A 15056-nucleotide genomic window follows, 5' to 3' on the forward strand; every position below is an offset into this window, starting at 1 on the left:
CGCTGCTATCAAGGGTGGCGGATTATATCATGGGCGTGCTGCTTTCCTACATACAGCCCCTGGCGGCGAATGTAATCCGCTACAGACTCTGGCAACAGATCGCGCGGATCGTTCCCCTCGGCCAGCAGCGCGCGCACCTGGGTCGATGAGAGGGGCAGTGGCTCGTTGTGGGCCAGCCAGATGCAGCCGGCCAAGCGCTCGTGCAGATCCTCCCGGCGTTCGGTGACATGGGCCTGCAACAGGGCGCGCACCTCGGCATTGGCTTCATCGATATGCCAGCCGGGGCGCACACTCACCACCAGATGGGCAACATCGAGTAGCGCCTGCCAGCGGCGCCAGGTGGGCAGACCGAGCAGCGAGTCCATCCCCATCAGAAAGCAGACCGGTGTGTGCGGCAGCTCGCGACGCAGCTCCTCCAGGGTGTCGATGGTCCAAGAGGGCTGATCCCGGCGCAGCTCCCGCTCATCCACCACCAGATTGAACTCGGCGGCGGCCAGTTTCACCATCTCGAGACGTTGCTCGGCCGTACAGAAGGGGCTGGCCCGGTGCGGTGGTACCCGGTTGGGCAGCAGGCGCAGCTCGGCCAGTTGCAGGGCATCGCGCGCCGCCAGTGCCGGGCGAAGATGCCCAAGATGGATGGGGTCGAAGGTGCCGCCAAGCAGGCCGATGGGGGGGGCTAGCATAGGGGCTCCGGCAGCAGTGGCAATGGGGCGGCGTCACGAAAACCGAGGCAGAGGGCGGCCAGTTGTTGCCAAGCCTTGGGGTGATCGAAGCGGCGCAGGCTCTCGTCGAGTGCGGCCATCAGGCTCCACAGTTGCACTATCTTGGCGAGCGGCAGGCGGTTGAGCGCCAAGGTGATGAGTTGCTGGCGGCTCTGCCAGATTCGCAGCCGGCTGAAGTGCTCCCCCAGCGGCTGCCCGCTCTGGCGGGCCAGCGCCAGAGTCTCTAACTGCTCCAGCTCGCGGGCCAAGGTCCAGGCCAACTGGCCCGGCTCGGTGCCTTCGGCACGCAGGGCGGCCAGGATGCGCTGGGCCCGGTTCACCTTGCCCTCCAGCAGGGTGTCGATGAGCTGGAACGGGGTGAAGTGGGCGTGGCGGGTGATGGTCTCTTGCAGGTAGGCGACCGTGATGGGCTGGGGCGGCGAGAGCAAGGTCAGCTTTTCGATCTCTTGGCTGGCGGCCAGCAGGTTGCCCTCGTAGCTGTGGCACATGAAGTTGACGGCGTCGGGTTGGGCCTTGAGACCGAAGCGCTGAAAGCGCGCAGCCATCCAGCGCGGGAAGAAGCGCGGCTCGGGGTGGTTGGTGGGAACCCAGGTGCCCTGCTTTTCCAGCTTGCTAAACCAGACGGCCTTGGTCTGGGCCGCGGTGAGGCGCGCCCCCGACAGCACCAGCAGCAGGTCGGGGTGGAGCTGCTGGCTGATCTCGGTGATGCGTCCGGCCAGATCCTTGTCCACCTTGGCGGGCAGCTCCAGCTCGATCACCTGCCGGCTGGAGAAGAGCGAAAGGGCCTGACAGGCGTCATAGACCTGATTCCAGTCCAGCCCCGGCTCGACGGTGAAGCTGTGGCGTTCATCGAAACCGCGCTCGCGGGCCACCCGGCGGATGGCGTCGATCGCCTCGAGTTTGAGCAAAGGCTCGTCGCCAAAAACGAGATAGCAGGGCCTAAGCCCTGCTCTCAAGTGGTCATCCAACTGTTCGGGAAAGATCCGCATCAGAAGCTGACCTGACTCAACTGCCGGATAACCTGGTCGGCGGCCTGTTCTTCCATCTCGCGGCGCAGCTGCTCTTGCTCCCGTGATGAGGCCAGCGCCTCGTCACTCTTGTTCAGGAAGCTGCGGTTGAAGGCGATGGGGAAGACCTGGCTCGGCTTGCCCGGCACCGCGATGGTGAACTGGCTGGTAAAGCCCTGCACATACTCGGTGTCCTGCCCCAGAATGTTGACCGAGGCCACCTTCTGGCTGCTGCTTACGTTGCCGAGGGTGAGCACAGGGATCCCCTCTTTATCGGTCAGTTCGACCCCGGCTGCCTTGAGGCGGGTGGTGACTAAGCGATAGAAGTCGCTCTTGCTGTCACCGACCACCTTCATGCTGGCCAGCTCAGGGGGAATGGCCATGCCGCGCAGGTGGAAGCCGCAGGCCTGCACCAGCAGGCCTGCCACCAGGATCACCAGCCAATGACGCATCAAGCGGGTCATGCTGTTCCTCATTTGTTAGTTCGCCACGATATTGAGCAGCTTGCCCGGCACATAGATCACCTTGCGGATGGTCTTGCCTTCGGTGTGCTTTTGCACGCCGGCATCGGTCATGGCGAGCTCTTCGATCTGCTGCTGGTTGATCTCGGCCGGTACGGTGATCTTGCCGCGTACCTTGCCGTTTACCTGCAACACCACCAACTTCTCGCTCTCGACCAAGGCCGCTTCGTCGACGACCGGCCAGCAGGCCTCGTCAACGTTGCCCGGCTTGCCGAGTGCGGTCCACAGCTCGCAGCAGATGTGCGGGGTGATGGGGTAGAGCATGACGGCGATGGCTTCGAGCGCCTCCTGCATCAGGGCGCGATCCTGACCCTCGTTGCCGAGTTTGGCCAGGTGGTTCATCAGCTCCATGATGGCGGCGATGGCCGTATTGAAGGTCTGGCGGCGACCGATGTCATCGCTCACCTTCTTGATGGTCTTGTGCAGCTCGCGGCGCAGGGCTTGTTGGTCACTGTTGAGGCTGGCCACGTCGAGTGCCGCCACGGCGCCACCGTTGACGTGCTCGAAGGTCATCCGCCACAGACGGCGCAGGAAGCGCTGGGCCCCTTCCACACCGGCGTCAGACCACTCGAGGGTCATCTCAGCCGGGGAGGCGAACATCATGAACAGACGCACGGTGTCGGCGCCGTAACGCTCCACCATCAGTTGCGGGTCGATGCCGTTGTTCTTGGACTTGGACATCTTGGTCATGCCGGAGTGGATCACTTCGCGGCCCTCGTTGTCCACCGCCTTGGTGATGCGGCCCTTCTCGTCGCGCTCGACGGTCACGTCAAGGGGGCTGACCCAGACCCGGCCACCCTTCTCGTCGTGGTAATAGAAGGCGTCGGCCAGCACCATGCCCTGGCAGAGCAGGCGCTTGAACGGCTCATCGCTGTTCACCAGACCGGTGTCGCGCAGCAGCTTGTGGAAGAAGCGGGCGTAGAGCAGGTGCATACAGGCGTGCTCGATACCGCCGATGTACTGATCCACCGGCAGCCAGTGGTTGGCCTTCTCCACGTCCAGCATCCCCTTGTCGTAGTCCGGGGAGCAGTAGCGGGCGTAGTACCAAGAGGACTCCATGAAGGTGTCGAAGGTGTCGGTCTCGCGAAACGCCTCTTGACCGTTGTAGCTGGTCTTGGCCCACTCGGGGTCGGCCTTGATCGGGCTCTGGATGCCGTCCATGACCACGTCTTCGGGCAGTACCACCGGCAGCTGATCGGCCGGGGTCGGCACCACGGTGCCGTCTGCCAGGGTCAGCATCGGGATAGGGGCACCCCAGTAGCGCTGGCGGGAGACGCCCCAGTCGCGCAGACGGAAGTTGACGGTGCGCTTGCCGCAGCCGAGCGTCTCCAGCTTGCTGGCGATGGCGTCGAAGGCGCCTTGGAAGTCGAGGCCGTCGAACTCGCCGGAGTTAAACAGCACCCCCTTCTCGGTGTAAGCCGCCTCGGAGATGTCGGCCTCGCCGTCGACCGGCTTGATCACCGCCTTGATGTCGAGGCCGTATTTGCTGGCGAACTCGAAGTCACGCTGGTCGTGGGCCGGTACGGCCATCACGGCGCCGGTGCCGTAGTTCATCAGCACGAAGTTGGCGACCCACACCGGCACCTTGCGACCGTCGAGCGGGTGGATGGCATACAGACCGGTCGCCATCCCCTTCTTGTCCATGGTAGCCATGTCGGCTTCGGCGACCTTGGTGTGCTTGCACTCTTCGATAAAGGCCACCAGATCGGGATTACCGGCTGCCGCCTGAGCGGCCAGCGGGTGGCCGGCGGCGATGGCCACATAGGTCACGCCCATGAAGGTGTCCGGACGGGTGGTGTAGACCTCCAACTGCTCCTCTTGCCCTTCGATGGCGAAGCTGATGTTGACCCCTTCGGAGCGGCCAATCCAGTTGCGCTGCATGGTCTTGACCATGTCGGGCCAGCCGTCGAGGTGATCCAGATCCCGCAGCAGCTCGTCGGCATAGTCGGTGATCTTGATGAACCACTGGGGGATCTCTTTTTGCTCGACCGGGGTGTCGCAGCGCCAGCAGCAGTTGTCGACCACCTGCTCGTTGGCCAGCACGGTCTGGTCGTTCGGGCACCAGTTGACCGAGGAGGTCTTCTTGTAGACCAGTCCCTTCTCGTAGAGCTTGGTGAAGAACCACTGCTCCCAGCGGTAGTAATCCGGCTTGCAGGTGGCCAGCTCTCTGTCCCAGTCATAGCCAAGACCCAGCATCTTGAGCTGGTTCTTCATGTATTCGATGTTTTCGTAGGTCCAGGGCGCCGGCGCGGTCTTGTTCTTGACGGCGGCGTTCTCGGCCGGCAGGCCGAAGGCGTCCCAACCGATCGGTTGCATCACGTTCTTGCCGTTGAGCCGTTGATAGCGGGAGATGACGTCGCCTATGGTGTAGTTGCGAACGTGCCCCATGTGTAGACGACCCGACGGGTAGGGGAACATGGAGAGGCAGTAGAACTTCTCCTTGTCGACCTTTTCCACGGCCTTGAAGGTTTTCTGGGTATCCCAGCGCTGCTGCACTGAGGGTTCAATCGTCTGGGGAACGTACTGTTCTTGCATTGGTGACATCCGGATCTGTGAATTGGATTGAAACATCCAGCTGGGAAATCGCCATAGAATACCCAGTAACGACGGCCGCAACAACCGGCCGGGGGCGGTGGAAGGGAGGAGAGACCATGGACAAGCAGAAAAAGGGCTATGAGGCCTTCATCGAAGAGCTGCGGGCCCAGTGGGAAGCGGCGGGTCAATTTCATGAGGAGCGGCTGAACCGGTTGATTGCCAGGGTGCAGGCCTATCTGGAGGCGGCGGGTGAGTTGACCCGTGATGAATGGGCCCTGATTGCCGAGTACGTCAAGCGCGATCTGGACACCTTTGACCAGGGGCGCCCGGAGGAGGAGTCTGAGTTCTCCCTGCTGCTGCAAGACTCCATCTGGGGCTGGCTGGCCGAGGCGACTGATCGCACCCAGGTCGAATGGCAGGAGCTGGCGGCCGAGCTGGAGCACAAGGGGGAGTATCACGCCGGTGACTGGGTTGGCCTTGGCACCATGGTATGCAGCCAGTGCGGTCATCGCCATACGGTGCTGCGCCCCGAGCAGCTCGGGGCGTGTATCGAGTGCGGCGCCAGCGCGTTCGCGCGCGAGCCACTCTCCCCCTGAGAGGCCGGTCATCGGATAGAAAAAGAGGCGCCTCAGGGCGCCTCTTTCATGGATAAACCGTAGGGATTAGCCCCGCTCGCTCCAGGGATGGGCGCGCGGGCGCAGCCACAGAGCCAGCAGCAGCAGCACCGCGGTCAGGCCATAGAGAGGCCAGGAGCCGAGGCGCTGGTAGGGGGTCATGCCACGGGCGGGACGCACCTCGACGCGCAGCACTCCGTCCTCGAACTGGGGCAGTTGGCCTATGATGTGGCCATCCACCTCGGTCGCCACCGTGATGCCGGTGTTGGTGCCACGCAGTAGCGGACGGGCCAGCTCCAGGCTACGCATGCGGGCGATCTCCATGTGCTGCCACGGGCCTATGCTCTTGCCAAACCAGGCGTCGTTGGAGACGGTCAGCAGGAAGTCGGTATCGGCCTTCACGTTGCGGCGCACCTCCTCGGGGAAGATGATCTCGTAGCAGATGGCCGTGGCCAGACGTAGCCCCTTGGCCAGCAGGTTCTCCTGCACCGGTGCCCCTTCGCTGAAGTCTGACATGGGCAGGTTGAAGAAGGGGGCGATGGGGCGCAGCAGATCCCCGAGCGGCACGTACTCGCCGATGGGCAGCAGGTGCACCTTGTTGTAACGGTTGGCCTGCTGGTAGTGATAGCTCTGCTTGCCATCGAGATCGGTCAGTCCCATGCCGAGCACCACGTTGTAGAAGCGCCGCTCATCCATGTCGAAGTTGATGATGCCGCTGATGAGGGCGGTGTCGTTCACCTTCATCGCCTTGTCGAGGTTCTCGAGGTAGGGAACCATCTCCTTTTCCAGGGCCGGAATGGCCGACTCGGGCCAGATGATGATGTCCGCATCCTGATTGGCGCGGCTCAAGTCCTGGTATTTGCGCACCGTCGGCACCAGGGCCTCCGGGTCCCACTTGAGGGACTGCTCGATATTGCCCTGCACCAGAGCCACCTTCACCGGCTCCCCACGGCTGACCCAGCTGTGCTGCATCGAGAGCATGGCCACGGCGATGAGCGCCGTCGGCAGTGCCAGCCAGATCAGGCGGCGGCTCTGCCACACCAGCCACAGGCTGGAGGCGGTCAGCAGCAGGGCCAGGGTGATGGCCTGTACGCCGAGCAGGGGGGCGAGCCCTTTGAGGGGGCCGTCGATCTGGGTATAGCCGAACCAGAGCCAGGGGAAACCGGTCATCACGCTGCCGCGTAGCCAGTCGGCCACCAGCCACAGGGCCGGGAAGGCGAGCAGCCAGCGGCTCCAGTGACGCTCATAAAAGAAGCGGGCGAAGGCCCAGCAGGCGAGCGTCGGGTAGAGCGCCAGATAGGCCGAGAGACAGGCCAGCAGGACAAAGGCGACCGGCAGTGGGATGCCACCGAAGTAGGTCATGCTGACGTGGATCCACCACAGCCCCGGCAGGAACATCCCCATGGCATAGCCAAAGCCGCGCCAGGCGGCCTGCTTCGGGCTTGCCTTGTCGAGCAGGGCGTAGAGGCCGAGCAGAGAGGGGAGTACCAGGGGCCAGTAGCCGAACGGGGCAAATGCCAGAACGGAAAGCGCCCCGCAGAACAGGGCGCACAGAGTGATCAGGAGTCTCGATTTCACGGATTATTGGGGCTCTGATTGGGCTGCAACATGGTCGTCCGGTATCTTAACCTGTAACTGCTGCAGTCGGCGACGATCGGCGTGCATTACCTTGAACAGATAACCGTCGATCTCGACCTCTTCGCCCTTCTCCGGCAGGTGGCCGAAGGCGTGCATCACCAGACCGCCGACCGTGTCGACCTCTTCGTCGCTGAACAGGCTGCCGAAGTAGTCGTTGAAGTCTTCGATCTCGGTCAGGGCACTGACTGAGAATACCCGCTTGCTGATGCGGCGGATCTCGTCAGGCTCGTTGTCGTCGTCATCGAACTCGTCGTCGATCTCGCCGACGATCAGCTCCAGGATGTCCTCGATGGTCACCAGCCCCGACACGCCGCCGAACTCGTCGACCACCATGGCCATGTGATAGCGCTCGGCTTGGAACTCCTTGAGCAGGCGATCGACTCGCTTGCTCTCGGGGACGATCACGGCAGGACGCAGGAAGCGCTCGATGGCGAACGGCTCCTCTTCCAGACCGAGGCCGACCCGCAGCAGATCCTTGGCGAGCAGGATGCCCTCCACGTGATCCTTGTCCTCGTTGATCACCGGGAAGCGGGAGTGACCCGACTCGATGATGACGGGCAGGAACTCCGGCAGCGGCTGGGTCTTCTCGATGGTCACCATCTGGGAGCGGGGGATCATGATGTCCCGCACCCGCAGCTCGGCGATCTCGAGCACCCCCTCTATCATGTCCTTGGTATCCTGGTCGATCAGGTCGCGCTCTTCGGCGTCCTGAATCACTTCCACCAGATCGTTGCGGTCCTTGGGCTCGCCTTGGAACAGTTGGCTGAGTTTGTCGAGCCAGCTCTTCTTCGGCGAGCCGGTACTAGGGTGATCGTCGGTCATCTTGTCTCTTGATGGTTTACGGAAAATTCGATGCGGCAGATATGAGGTTAAATCCCAACTGTTTCAAGGGAGTTACTGCTCGTCATCCATGTACGGGTCGGCGTAGCCCAGCTCGCGCATGATGTCGCGTTCAAGCTGCTCCATCTCTTCGGCCTCGTCGTCCTCGATATGGTCATAACCTAGCAGATGCAGGCTGCCGTGGACAACCATGTGGGCCCAGTGGGCCTCCAGCGGTTTGCCCTGCTCGTTGGCTTCCTGCTCCACCACCTGACGGCAGATCACCAGATCGCCGAGCAGCGGCAGCGCTAGGCCGGGCGGTGCTTCAAACGGGAAGGAGAGCACGTTGGTCGGCTTGTCCTTGCCACGGTAGGTGAGGTTGAGCTCGTGACTCTCGGCCTCATCGACCAGACGAACGGTGACTTCGGCCTCCTGCTGGAAGCCGAGCACGGCGCCATCCAGCCAGCGCTGAAAATCGGCTTCACCCGGCAATCCCTGTTCGTTGGCGCAGGCCAGTTGCAAGTCCAGCATCACGCTCATGCCTGATTCTCCTTGGTATGGTTGCGCTCGGCATCCTGGGCGGCCTTCTGGCGCGCTTGGGTGGCGTCAAACGCCTCATAGGCCTGGACGATGCGGGCCACCACGGGGTGGCGCACCACGTCCTGAGACTGGAAGAAGTTAAAGGAGAGGCCATCGACCCCCTGCAACACCTCCAGGGCGTGGCGCAGGCCCGATTTGGCGCCGCGCGGCAGGTCGATCTGGGTGATGTCGCCGGTGATCACCGCCTTGGAGTTGAAGCCGATGCGGGTCAGGAACATCTTCATCTGCTCTGTGGTGGTGTTCTGGGCCTCGTCGAGGATGATGAAGGCGTCGTTGAGGGTGCGGCCACGCATGTAGGCGAGCGGCGCCACCTCGATGACGTTGCGCTCGATGAGCTTCTCCACGCGCTCGAAGCCGAGCATCTCGAACAGGGCATCGTAGAGGGGGCGCAGGTAGGGGTCGACCTTCTGGGAGAGATCGCCGGGCAGAAAACCGAGCTTCTCGCCCGCTTCGACCGCCGGACGGGTCAGCAGGATGCGGCGGATCTCTTGGCGCTCCAGGGCGTCCACGGCGGCAGCCACGGCCAGGTAGGTCTTGCCGGTGCCGGCCGGGCCGATGCCGAAGGTGATGTCGTGGCGCACTATGTTGGCGATGTACTGGGACTGGTTCTGGCTGCGCGCCTTGATCATGCCGCGCTTGGTCTTGATGTTGACCTCTTTGCCCCAGCTCATGGCTGGATCGCGCGCTTCACTCTCCCCCTGCTCCAGGGCATGGCAGCCCTGGATCGCCAGGTGCACCTGATCCGGCTCGATGTCCGGGATCTGATTGCCACGCACCGGGGCGGTCTCGACGTAGAGCTGCTTGAGCAGCCCGGCCACCGCCTCGGCCTGGGTGGCGTTACCGAGGATCTGGATATGGTTGTTGCGATAGCTGATCTCGACGCCCATGCGCCGCTCGATCTGCTTGAGGTTGTCGTCAAACGGCCCGCACAGGCTGGCCAGCCGGGCGTTATCGGCGGGCTCAAGGTGCAGGTTGACGGTGGTGATGTTTCTGCTCAAGAGAGGCCTCGTGAAGAAGAGGCCGCCCGCCCGAGGGCAGGCGGCTGGCAAATCAGTGGGGGGTGAAGGCGGCGACGCCCAGCTCGTCCGGCACGTTGTCCGGACGGCGAGCGAGGATCTCGCTCGGGGCCATGGCGACACGCAGTCCCATCTCCTCCTCGCCGCGCAGGAAGGTGCCGCGCAGTGAGTGAGGCATCACCTCGGTGATCTCCACGTCGGCGAAACGGCCGATGAGGCTGTGCGGGCCTTCGAAGTTCACCACCCGGTTGTTCTCGGTACGCCCGCGCAGCTCCATGGGGTTGAGCTTGGAGGGGCCCTCCACCAGGATGCGCTGGGTGCTGCCCTGCATGGCGCGGCTGATCTGCATCGCCTGATGGTTGATGAGGTGCTGCAACTGGTAGAGGCGCTCTTTCTTCTCTTCCATGTCCACGTCATCGGGCAGGTCGGCGGCCGGGGTGCCGGGACGCGGGCTGTAGATAAAGCTGAAGCTCATGTCGAACCCCACCTCCTCGATGAGCTTCATGGTGGCGGCGAAGTCCTCGGCGGTTTCGCCGGGGAAGCCGACGATGAAGTCGGAGCTGATGGTGATGTCGGGGCGGGCGGCACGCAGGCGGCGGAGCTTTGACTTGTACTCGAGCGCGGTGTGCGGGCGCTTCATCAGGGTCAGGATGCGATCCGAGCCGCTTTGCACCGGCAGGTGCAGGAAGCTGACCAGCTCAGGGGTGTCTTTGTAGACCTCGATGATGTCGTCGGTGAACTCGATCGGGTGGCTGGTGGTGTAGCGGATGCGATCGATGCCATCGATGGCGGCCACCAGACGCAGCAGCTCGGCGAACGAGCAGATCCCCCCTTCGTGGGTGGCGCCGCGGTAGGCGTTGACGTTCTGGCCAAGCAGGTTGACCTCGCGCACCCCCTGCTCGGCGAGCTGGGCAATTTCATAGAGCACGTCGTCGAGCGGACGGCTCACCTCCTCGCCGCGGGTGTAGGGTACCACGCAGAAGGAGCAGTATTTGGAGCACCCTTCCATGATGGAGACAAACGCGGTCGCCCCTTCGGCGCGCGGCTCGGGCAGGCGGTCGAACTTCTCGATCTCGGGGAAGCTGACGTCCACCTGGGCACCACGGCCCTCTTGGACGCTGCGGATCATGGCGGGCAGCCGGTGCAGGGTCTGCGGGCCGAACACGATGTCCACATAGGGAGCGCGGTTGCGGATGGCATCCCCTTCCTGGGAGGCGACGCAGCCGCCCACGCCGATCACCAGCGCCGGGTTCTTCTCCTTGAGCAATTTCCAGCGGCCCAACTGGTGGAACACCTTCTCCTGCGCTTTTTCGCGGATGGAACAGGTATTCAGCAGCAGGACATCGGCCTCTTCCGGCTCTTCGGTGAGCTGATAACCGTTGCTGGCGTCGAGCAGGTCGGCCATCTTGGACGAGTCGTACTCGTTCATCTGGCAGCCCCAGGTCTTGATATGAAGTTTCTTGCTCATTGCTACTCTTGCGGGTGTTGAAATCGGCATGGTCAAAGGACCGGGCATTTTACTCCGCAATGCCGCCCCTGACCAGTTAATATCCAGCCGCGCCATCTCCTGCCTCATGGCGGTTTTTTGTGGCGCCCGGTCACTGCAGGGGAGGGCAAAGGCGGGTACAATGCCCCCCTCGTCAGCGGCCCGAGTGGCCTGCAACTGGAATTTCAGCGTGATGCAATCTTGTGATATCGCCATCATAGGCGGTGGCATGGTCGGCGCCGCAGCGGCTGCCCTGCTGGCCCAGCAGGGGCGTGAGGTGGTGCTGGTCGAGGCCGAGTTACCGGCCCCCTTTGCCGCGGAGCAGCCGTTTGATCTACGGGTCTCGGCCATCAGCGCCGCCTCGGTCGCCCTGCTCGAGCAGGCCGGCGGCTGGGCGCATACCCGCGCCATGCGCGCCTGCCCCTATCGGGCGCTCGAGACCTGGGAGTGGGAGGGGTTTACCACCCGTTTTCATGCCGATGAGCTGGGGCTGCCCCAGCTTGGCTACATAGTCGAGAACCGCCTGGTGCAGCTCGGTCTGCTGGCGGCGCTGGAGCAACACCCCCATGTGCGTACCCTGACCCCGGCCCGTCTCGCCCGGCTCGAGCAGGAGCCGCAAGGGGTGACCCTGACCCTGACCGATGGCACTCAGCTGAGCGCCCGCTGGGTACTGGCCTGCGACGGAGCCGAGTCGGTGACCCGGCAGTTGGCGGGGATCGGTGTGTCGCGCTTCGAGTATCGCCAGCACTGCATGCTCATCAACATCGACACCGATGCGGCGCAGCAGGATATCACCTGGCAGCAGTTCACCCCGAGCGGCCCGCGCGCCTTCCTGCCCTTGTCGGGCCAGCATGGCTCCCTGGTGTGGTACGACAGCCCGGCGCGTATCCGCGCCCTGATGGCCCTCGAGCCGGCCGCGCTGGAGCGGGAGATCCGCGCCGCCTTCCCCAGCCGCCTCGGCGGATTTCGGGTCACCGGGCGCGGCAGTTTTCCGCTGGTGCGCCGTCACGCCAACCGTTATCACGCCGGCCGGGTGGTGCTGCTCGGGGATGCGGCCCACACCATCAATCCGCTGGCGGGGCAGGGGGTCAACCTCGGCTTTCGCGATGTGGCCTGCTGGTGCGAGCTGCTGCAAAAAGCCGGAGAAAAGTGGCACGACGCCGCGCTGGCGGGGCGCTATGAGCGCCGGCGCCGCCCCGACAATCAGTTGATGCAGTCGGGGATGGATCTCTTCTACGCCAGCTTTAGCAACCGCCTCGGCCCCCTGCCGGTGCTGCGCAACCTTGGCCTTGGTCTGGCGGATCGGGCCGGCCCGCTCAAGGCGCTGGCCCTGCGCTACGCCCTCGGCCTCTAGCCGCGATCACACTTATCGCCGCCGATGCGCCCATGGTCGCCCTTTTCGGGTAGCATGGCGGCTTCTTCTCGCAGTCAATACGGAATCGGAACATGCGCAGTACGACACGTGAAATGGCAGCCCACAAGCGGGTTGCCCTGGTCGCCCACGACAACATGAAGCAGAACCTGCAACGCTGGGTCATGCAGCGCAAAGAGGCGCTCAAGCTGCACCACCTCTATGCCACCGGCACCACGGGCACCCTGCTTGGCAAGTCCGCCGGCCTGCCCATCACCTGTCTCTTCTCCGGCCCCATGGGGGGCGATCAGCAGCTCGGCGCCCTGATCGCCGAGGGCAAGATCGACGTGCTCATCTTCTTTTGGGACCCGCTCAACGCCGTGCCCCATGACCCGGACGTCAAGGCCCTGCTGCGCCTGGCGGCGGTGTGGAACATTCCGGTGGCTACCAACGAGGCGACCGCCGATTTCCTGATGGACTGCCCGCACATGAACCAGCCGTTCACGGTTGAGATCCCGGATTATGCCGGTTACCTCAAGGAGCGCACCGCCTGAGGCGCCCCCCTTTGCCGATGAAAAAAGCCGGACACGTGTCCGGCTTTTTTGTTCCTGCCGCTCTTAGCGCGACAGCCCCTTCTGGGCGAACTTGGGGCGAGCATTCATGATCTGCTCGACCTGCTCGTCGCTCATCTTGCCGCGCGACAGCCCCAGCACCTTGTAGGTGAGCAGGGGGCGTGCCGGCAGGGCGATCATCAGGGCGCGGATCTGGTTCTCGTCCTCTTTCTCCCTGTGTGGGCGGCCATAGGCGTAGGTGAGGATGCCCGCATCCATCAGGTTTTTGACGGCAGGCTCGGTGATCGGCAGATTTATGACGCTTTTTCGTTGCAGCACGAACTCGCGCAGCACTGCCTTCTCGTTGAAGTCGAGAAACGAGAGGGTCTGCTCCATCTGGTCGTGCTGGCGACGTTCACTCCATGCGTCACACAGCCACTCCCAACCGATGAGCAGCCCCTGGCTGGCGAAGTAAGAGAGGGCGACCAGCATGCCGACACCCAGCCAGCCGCCATAGATCTCGGTCCAGCGGCTGACGGCTCCGCCCATCAGGGTGGAGGGGAACAGCAGGATCAGGCTGCAGCACAGCAGCAACCAGACCATGACCCAGTTGAGGCGAGCCAGATGATGGAAGTGTTGGATCCAGCGTTTCATGTCTATTCCTCGGTAAAAGGGGCAAGCGCAGGATCTAAAGCAAGGGACGTGCCAATAAAAAAGGGGCGAGTGTTCGCCCCTTTCGCCTCGGTGGTTCAGTACTGCTGGGATCAGTACTGCTGGAAGTAGCGCTGGATCTGCTGGGGATCCTTGGTCTTGGTGAGGGCCAGCATCAGCAGCACCCGCGCCTTCTGCGGGTTGAGGGTCTCGGCGGCGACGAAGCCGTACTTGGCGTCATCCACCTCGGCATCCTGAGTGGTCGAGCCGGTCGGCACTCGGCTTGAACGCACGACGCGGATGCCGTCCTTGCTCGCCTTGGCCAGGGTGTCGAACAGGGTGTGGTAGAGGTTGCCGTTGCCGACACCGGCACTGACGATGCCGTCAAACTTGGCGTCGACCAGCGCCTTGGCCGGCAGATCCGAAGCGTTGGCATAGCTGTAGACGATGCCAACCTGGGGCAGCTTGTCGAGCTTGCTCACGTCAAATGGGGTGGCACTGGTGTGCTTGTACTGCGGGGCGCGCTGGTAGTCGATCTTGCCATTGTGGATGTAGCCGAGCGGGCCGAAGTTGGGGGCGGCGAAGGTCTGCACCCCTGTGGTGTTGGTCTTGGTGACGTCACGGGCATCGAGCACGGTGTCGTTCATCGCCACCATCACGCCACGCCCCTTGGAAGCCGGATCGGAGGCGGTCACCACGGCGTTGTAGAGGTTCATCGGGCCATCGGCGCTCATGGCGGTGGAGGGGCGCATGGCACCGACCAGCACCACCGGTTTGTCACTCTTGACGGTGAGGTTGAGGAAGTAGGCGGTCTCTTCCATGGTGTCGGTGCCGTGGGTGATGACCACGCCGTCCACGTCATCCTTGGCCAGCAGCTCGTTGACCCGCTTGGCGAGGGTCAGCCACACCTCGTCATTCATGTCCTGGGAGCCAATTTTGACCACCTGCTCCCCTTGTACCTCGGCGATCTTCTTCATGTCGGGCACGGCGGCGATCAGGGTGTCGATGGCGACCTTGCCGGCCTCGTAGTTAGATTGGGTGGCCGATTGGCCTGCGCCGGCTATGGTGCCGCCGGTGGCCAGGATGTGGACACTGGGCAGGGCAAAGGCGAGCGGGGAGAGGGTCATGCCGAGGACGGCGGCGATCAGGGTCTTGCGAATGGGGAGGGACATGCTGCGACTTCCTTCTCTGGTTGATTAAAAAATCGCAGCAATTTTGCGCCTTTTCTTTAGGTGGTTTGTGACAAGATTCACCAAAAGACAGACTGATACCGAATTTTTACCTACCTTTTACCTCTAAATAGAGATATTAACCGGAGGTATCAACTGGCGTTGAAGCCCTGCGCCTCAACCAACGCGATCAGGGCCGCTCGCTCGATCTCCCCTTCGACTCTGGCGGTGGCGCTGGCGAAATCCACTTCGACATGGGTTACGCCGGGCTGGCTGGCCAGCGCCCTTTGCAGCGAGGCGGCGCAGCCGCCGCAGGACATACCGGTGACATGTAGTTCGATCATGGTGCTACTCCTTGTGTGACGATGGCAAGACC

15 protein-coding genes are annotated in these 15056 nt (G+C 63.4%); 3 read left to right on the forward strand and 12 right to left on the reverse strand.

Going from position 1 to position 15056, the window contains the following annotated elements:
- Positions 1 to 8: 8 nt before the first annotated feature.
- The 4 genes from nadD to leuS are packed head-to-tail and all read right to left on the reverse strand — an operon-like array spanning position 9 to position 4785.
- Entirely contained in the window at positions 9 to 683 is a 675-nt protein-coding gene (gene nadD / locus FE240_RS03090) for a nicotinate-nucleotide adenylyltransferase (RefSeq protein WP_193003334.1), read from the reverse strand.
- Positions 677 to 1711, reverse strand: coding sequence for a DNA polymerase III subunit delta (holA, locus tag FE240_RS03095; protein WP_193003335.1), 1035 nt, complete (start codon positions 1709 to 1711; stop codon positions 677 to 679). The genes nadD and holA overlap by 7 nt, the downstream gene beginning before the upstream one ends.
- Positions 1711 to 2193 (reverse strand): LPS-assembly lipoprotein LptE, encoded by a 483-nt coding sequence (locus FE240_RS03100; protein WP_042046843.1) that lies wholly within the window; start codon positions 2191 to 2193, stop codon positions 1711 to 1713. Before FE240_RS03100 ends, holA begins: the two co-directional genes overlap by 1 nt.
- A 15-nt stretch (positions 2194 to 2208) precedes the next feature.
- Positions 2209 to 4785, reverse strand: coding sequence for a leucine--tRNA ligase (gene leuS / locus FE240_RS03105; protein ID WP_193003336.1), 2577 nt, complete (start codon positions 4783 to 4785; stop codon positions 2209 to 2211).
- Between the two features lie 116 nt (positions 4786 to 4901).
- Here leuS and FE240_RS03110 point away from each other — a divergent pair, with 116 nt between their 5' ends.
- Entirely contained in the window at positions 4902 to 5381 is a 480-nt protein-coding gene (locus FE240_RS03110) for a zinc ribbon-containing protein (protein WP_193003337.1), read from the forward strand.
- A gap of 66 nt (positions 5382 to 5447) precedes the next feature.
- Here the strand turns inward: FE240_RS03110 and lnt are convergent, their stop codons facing one another.
- The 5 genes from lnt to miaB form a co-directional block, all read right to left on the reverse strand.
- Entirely contained in the window at positions 5448 to 6977 is a 1530-nt protein-coding gene (gene lnt / locus FE240_RS03115; RefSeq protein WP_193003338.1) for an apolipoprotein N-acyltransferase, read from the reverse strand.
- Positions 6978 to 6980: 3 nt separating this feature from the next.
- The gene (gene corC / locus FE240_RS03120) at positions 6981 to 7859 is read right to left on the reverse strand and encodes a CNNM family magnesium/cobalt transport protein CorC (RefSeq protein WP_042046849.1); all 879 of its coding nucleotides are present in this window, start codon (positions 7857 to 7859) and stop codon (positions 6981 to 6983) included.
- 72 nt (positions 7860 to 7931) lie between these two features.
- Entirely contained in the window at positions 7932 to 8396 is a 465-nt protein-coding gene (gene ybeY, locus FE240_RS03125) for an rRNA maturation RNase YbeY (RefSeq protein WP_193003339.1), read from the reverse strand.
- Positions 8393 to 9454 (reverse strand): PhoH family protein, encoded by a 1062-nt coding sequence (locus FE240_RS03130; protein WP_193003340.1) that lies wholly within the window; start codon positions 9452 to 9454, stop codon positions 8393 to 8395. Before FE240_RS03130 ends, ybeY begins: the two co-directional genes overlap by 4 nt.
- 52 nt (positions 9455 to 9506) lie before the next feature.
- Positions 9507 to 10940, reverse strand: coding sequence for a tRNA (N6-isopentenyl adenosine(37)-C2)-methylthiotransferase MiaB (miaB, locus tag FE240_RS03135; protein WP_042046853.1), 1434 nt, complete (start codon positions 10938 to 10940; stop codon positions 9507 to 9509).
- Positions 10941 to 11151: 211 nt separating this feature from the next.
- On the opposite strand from miaB, the gene FE240_RS03140 reads away from it, so the two are divergent.
- Both FE240_RS03140 and FE240_RS03145 read left to right on the forward strand, forming a co-directional pair.
- Positions 11152 to 12312, forward strand: coding sequence for an FAD-dependent oxidoreductase (locus FE240_RS03140; RefSeq protein ID WP_193004425.1), 1161 nt, complete (start codon positions 11152 to 11154; stop codon positions 12310 to 12312).
- A 92-nt stretch (positions 12313 to 12404) separates the two neighbouring features.
- Positions 12405 to 12863 carry a methylglyoxal synthase gene (locus FE240_RS03145; RefSeq protein WP_042046856.1) on the forward strand — a complete coding sequence of 153 codons (459 nt, stop codon included), beginning with the start codon at positions 12405 to 12407 and terminating at the stop codon, positions 12861 to 12863.
- Between the two features lie 63 nt (positions 12864 to 12926).
- Here FE240_RS03145 and FE240_RS03150 read toward each other — a convergent pair whose 3' ends face one another.
- The 3 genes from FE240_RS03150 to FE240_RS03160 form a co-directional block, all read right to left on the reverse strand.
- Positions 12927 to 13514 (reverse strand): superinfection exclusion B family protein, encoded by a 588-nt coding sequence (locus FE240_RS03150; RefSeq protein ID WP_193003341.1) that lies wholly within the window; start codon positions 13512 to 13514, stop codon positions 12927 to 12929.
- Positions 13515 to 13624: 110 nt separating this feature from the next.
- Positions 13625 to 14683 carry an L-asparaginase 2 gene (gene ansB / locus FE240_RS03155; protein ID WP_193003342.1) on the reverse strand — a complete coding sequence of 353 codons (1059 nt, stop codon included), beginning with the start codon at positions 14681 to 14683 and terminating at the stop codon, positions 13625 to 13627.
- A 149-nt stretch (positions 14684 to 14832) separates the two neighbouring features.
- Complete coding sequence (locus FE240_RS03160) at positions 14833 to 15024, reverse strand: heavy-metal-associated domain-containing protein (protein ID WP_193003343.1); 192 nt, start codon at positions 15022 to 15024, stop codon at positions 14833 to 14835.
- Between the last annotated feature and the right edge of the window lie 32 nt (positions 15025 to 15056).

Origin of the sequence: Aeromonas simiae, assembly GCF_014892695.1 — a bacterium.
GTDB classification, from domain to species: domain Bacteria; phylum Pseudomonadota; class Gammaproteobacteria; order Enterobacterales; family Aeromonadaceae; genus Aeromonas; species Aeromonas simiae.

Excerpts from the sequence above, each read along its gene's own strand:
- nadD (WP_193003334.1), bottom strand. The coding sequence starts at position 683 with ATGCTAGCCCCCCCCATCGGCCTGCTTGGCGGCACCTTCGACCCCATC.
- holA (WP_193003335.1), bottom strand. The coding sequence starts at position 1,711 with ATGCGGATCTTTCCCGAACAGTTGGATGACCACTTGAGAGCAGGGCTT.
- FE240_RS03100 (WP_042046843.1), bottom strand. The coding sequence starts at position 2,193 with ATGACCCGCTTGATGCGTCATTGGCTGGTGATCCTGGTGGCAGGCCTG.
- leuS (WP_193003336.1), bottom strand. The coding sequence starts at position 4,785 with ATGCAAGAACAGTACGTTCCCCAGACGATTGAACCCTCAGTGCAGCAG.
- FE240_RS03110 (WP_193003337.1), top strand. The coding sequence starts at position 4,902 with ATGGACAAGCAGAAAAAGGGCTATGAGGCCTTCATCGAAGAGCTGCGG.
- corC (WP_042046849.1), bottom strand. The coding sequence starts at position 7,859 with ATGACCGACGATCACCCTAGTACCGGCTCGCCGAAGAAGAGCTGGCTC.
- ybeY (WP_193003339.1), bottom strand. The coding sequence starts at position 8,396 with ATGAGCGTGATGCTGGACTTGCAACTGGCCTGCGCCAACGAACAGGGA.
- miaB (WP_042046853.1), bottom strand. The coding sequence starts at position 10,940 with ATGAGCAAGAAACTTCATATCAAGACCTGGGGCTGCCAGATGAACGAG.
- FE240_RS03140 (WP_193004425.1), top strand. The coding sequence starts at position 11,152 with ATGCAATCTTGTGATATCGCCATCATAGGCGGTGGCATGGTCGGCGCC.
- FE240_RS03145 (WP_042046856.1), top strand. The coding sequence starts at position 12,405 with ATGCGCAGTACGACACGTGAAATGGCAGCCCACAAGCGGGTTGCCCTG.
- FE240_RS03150 (WP_193003341.1), bottom strand. The coding sequence starts at position 13,514 with ATGAAACGCTGGATCCAACACTTCCATCATCTGGCTCGCCTCAACTGG.
- ansB (WP_193003342.1), bottom strand. The coding sequence starts at position 14,683 with ATGTCCCTCCCCATTCGCAAGACCCTGATCGCCGCCGTCCTCGGCATG.
- FE240_RS03160 (WP_193003343.1), bottom strand. The coding sequence starts at position 15,024 with ATGATCGAACTACATGTCACCGGTATGTCCTGCGGCGGCTGCGCCGCC.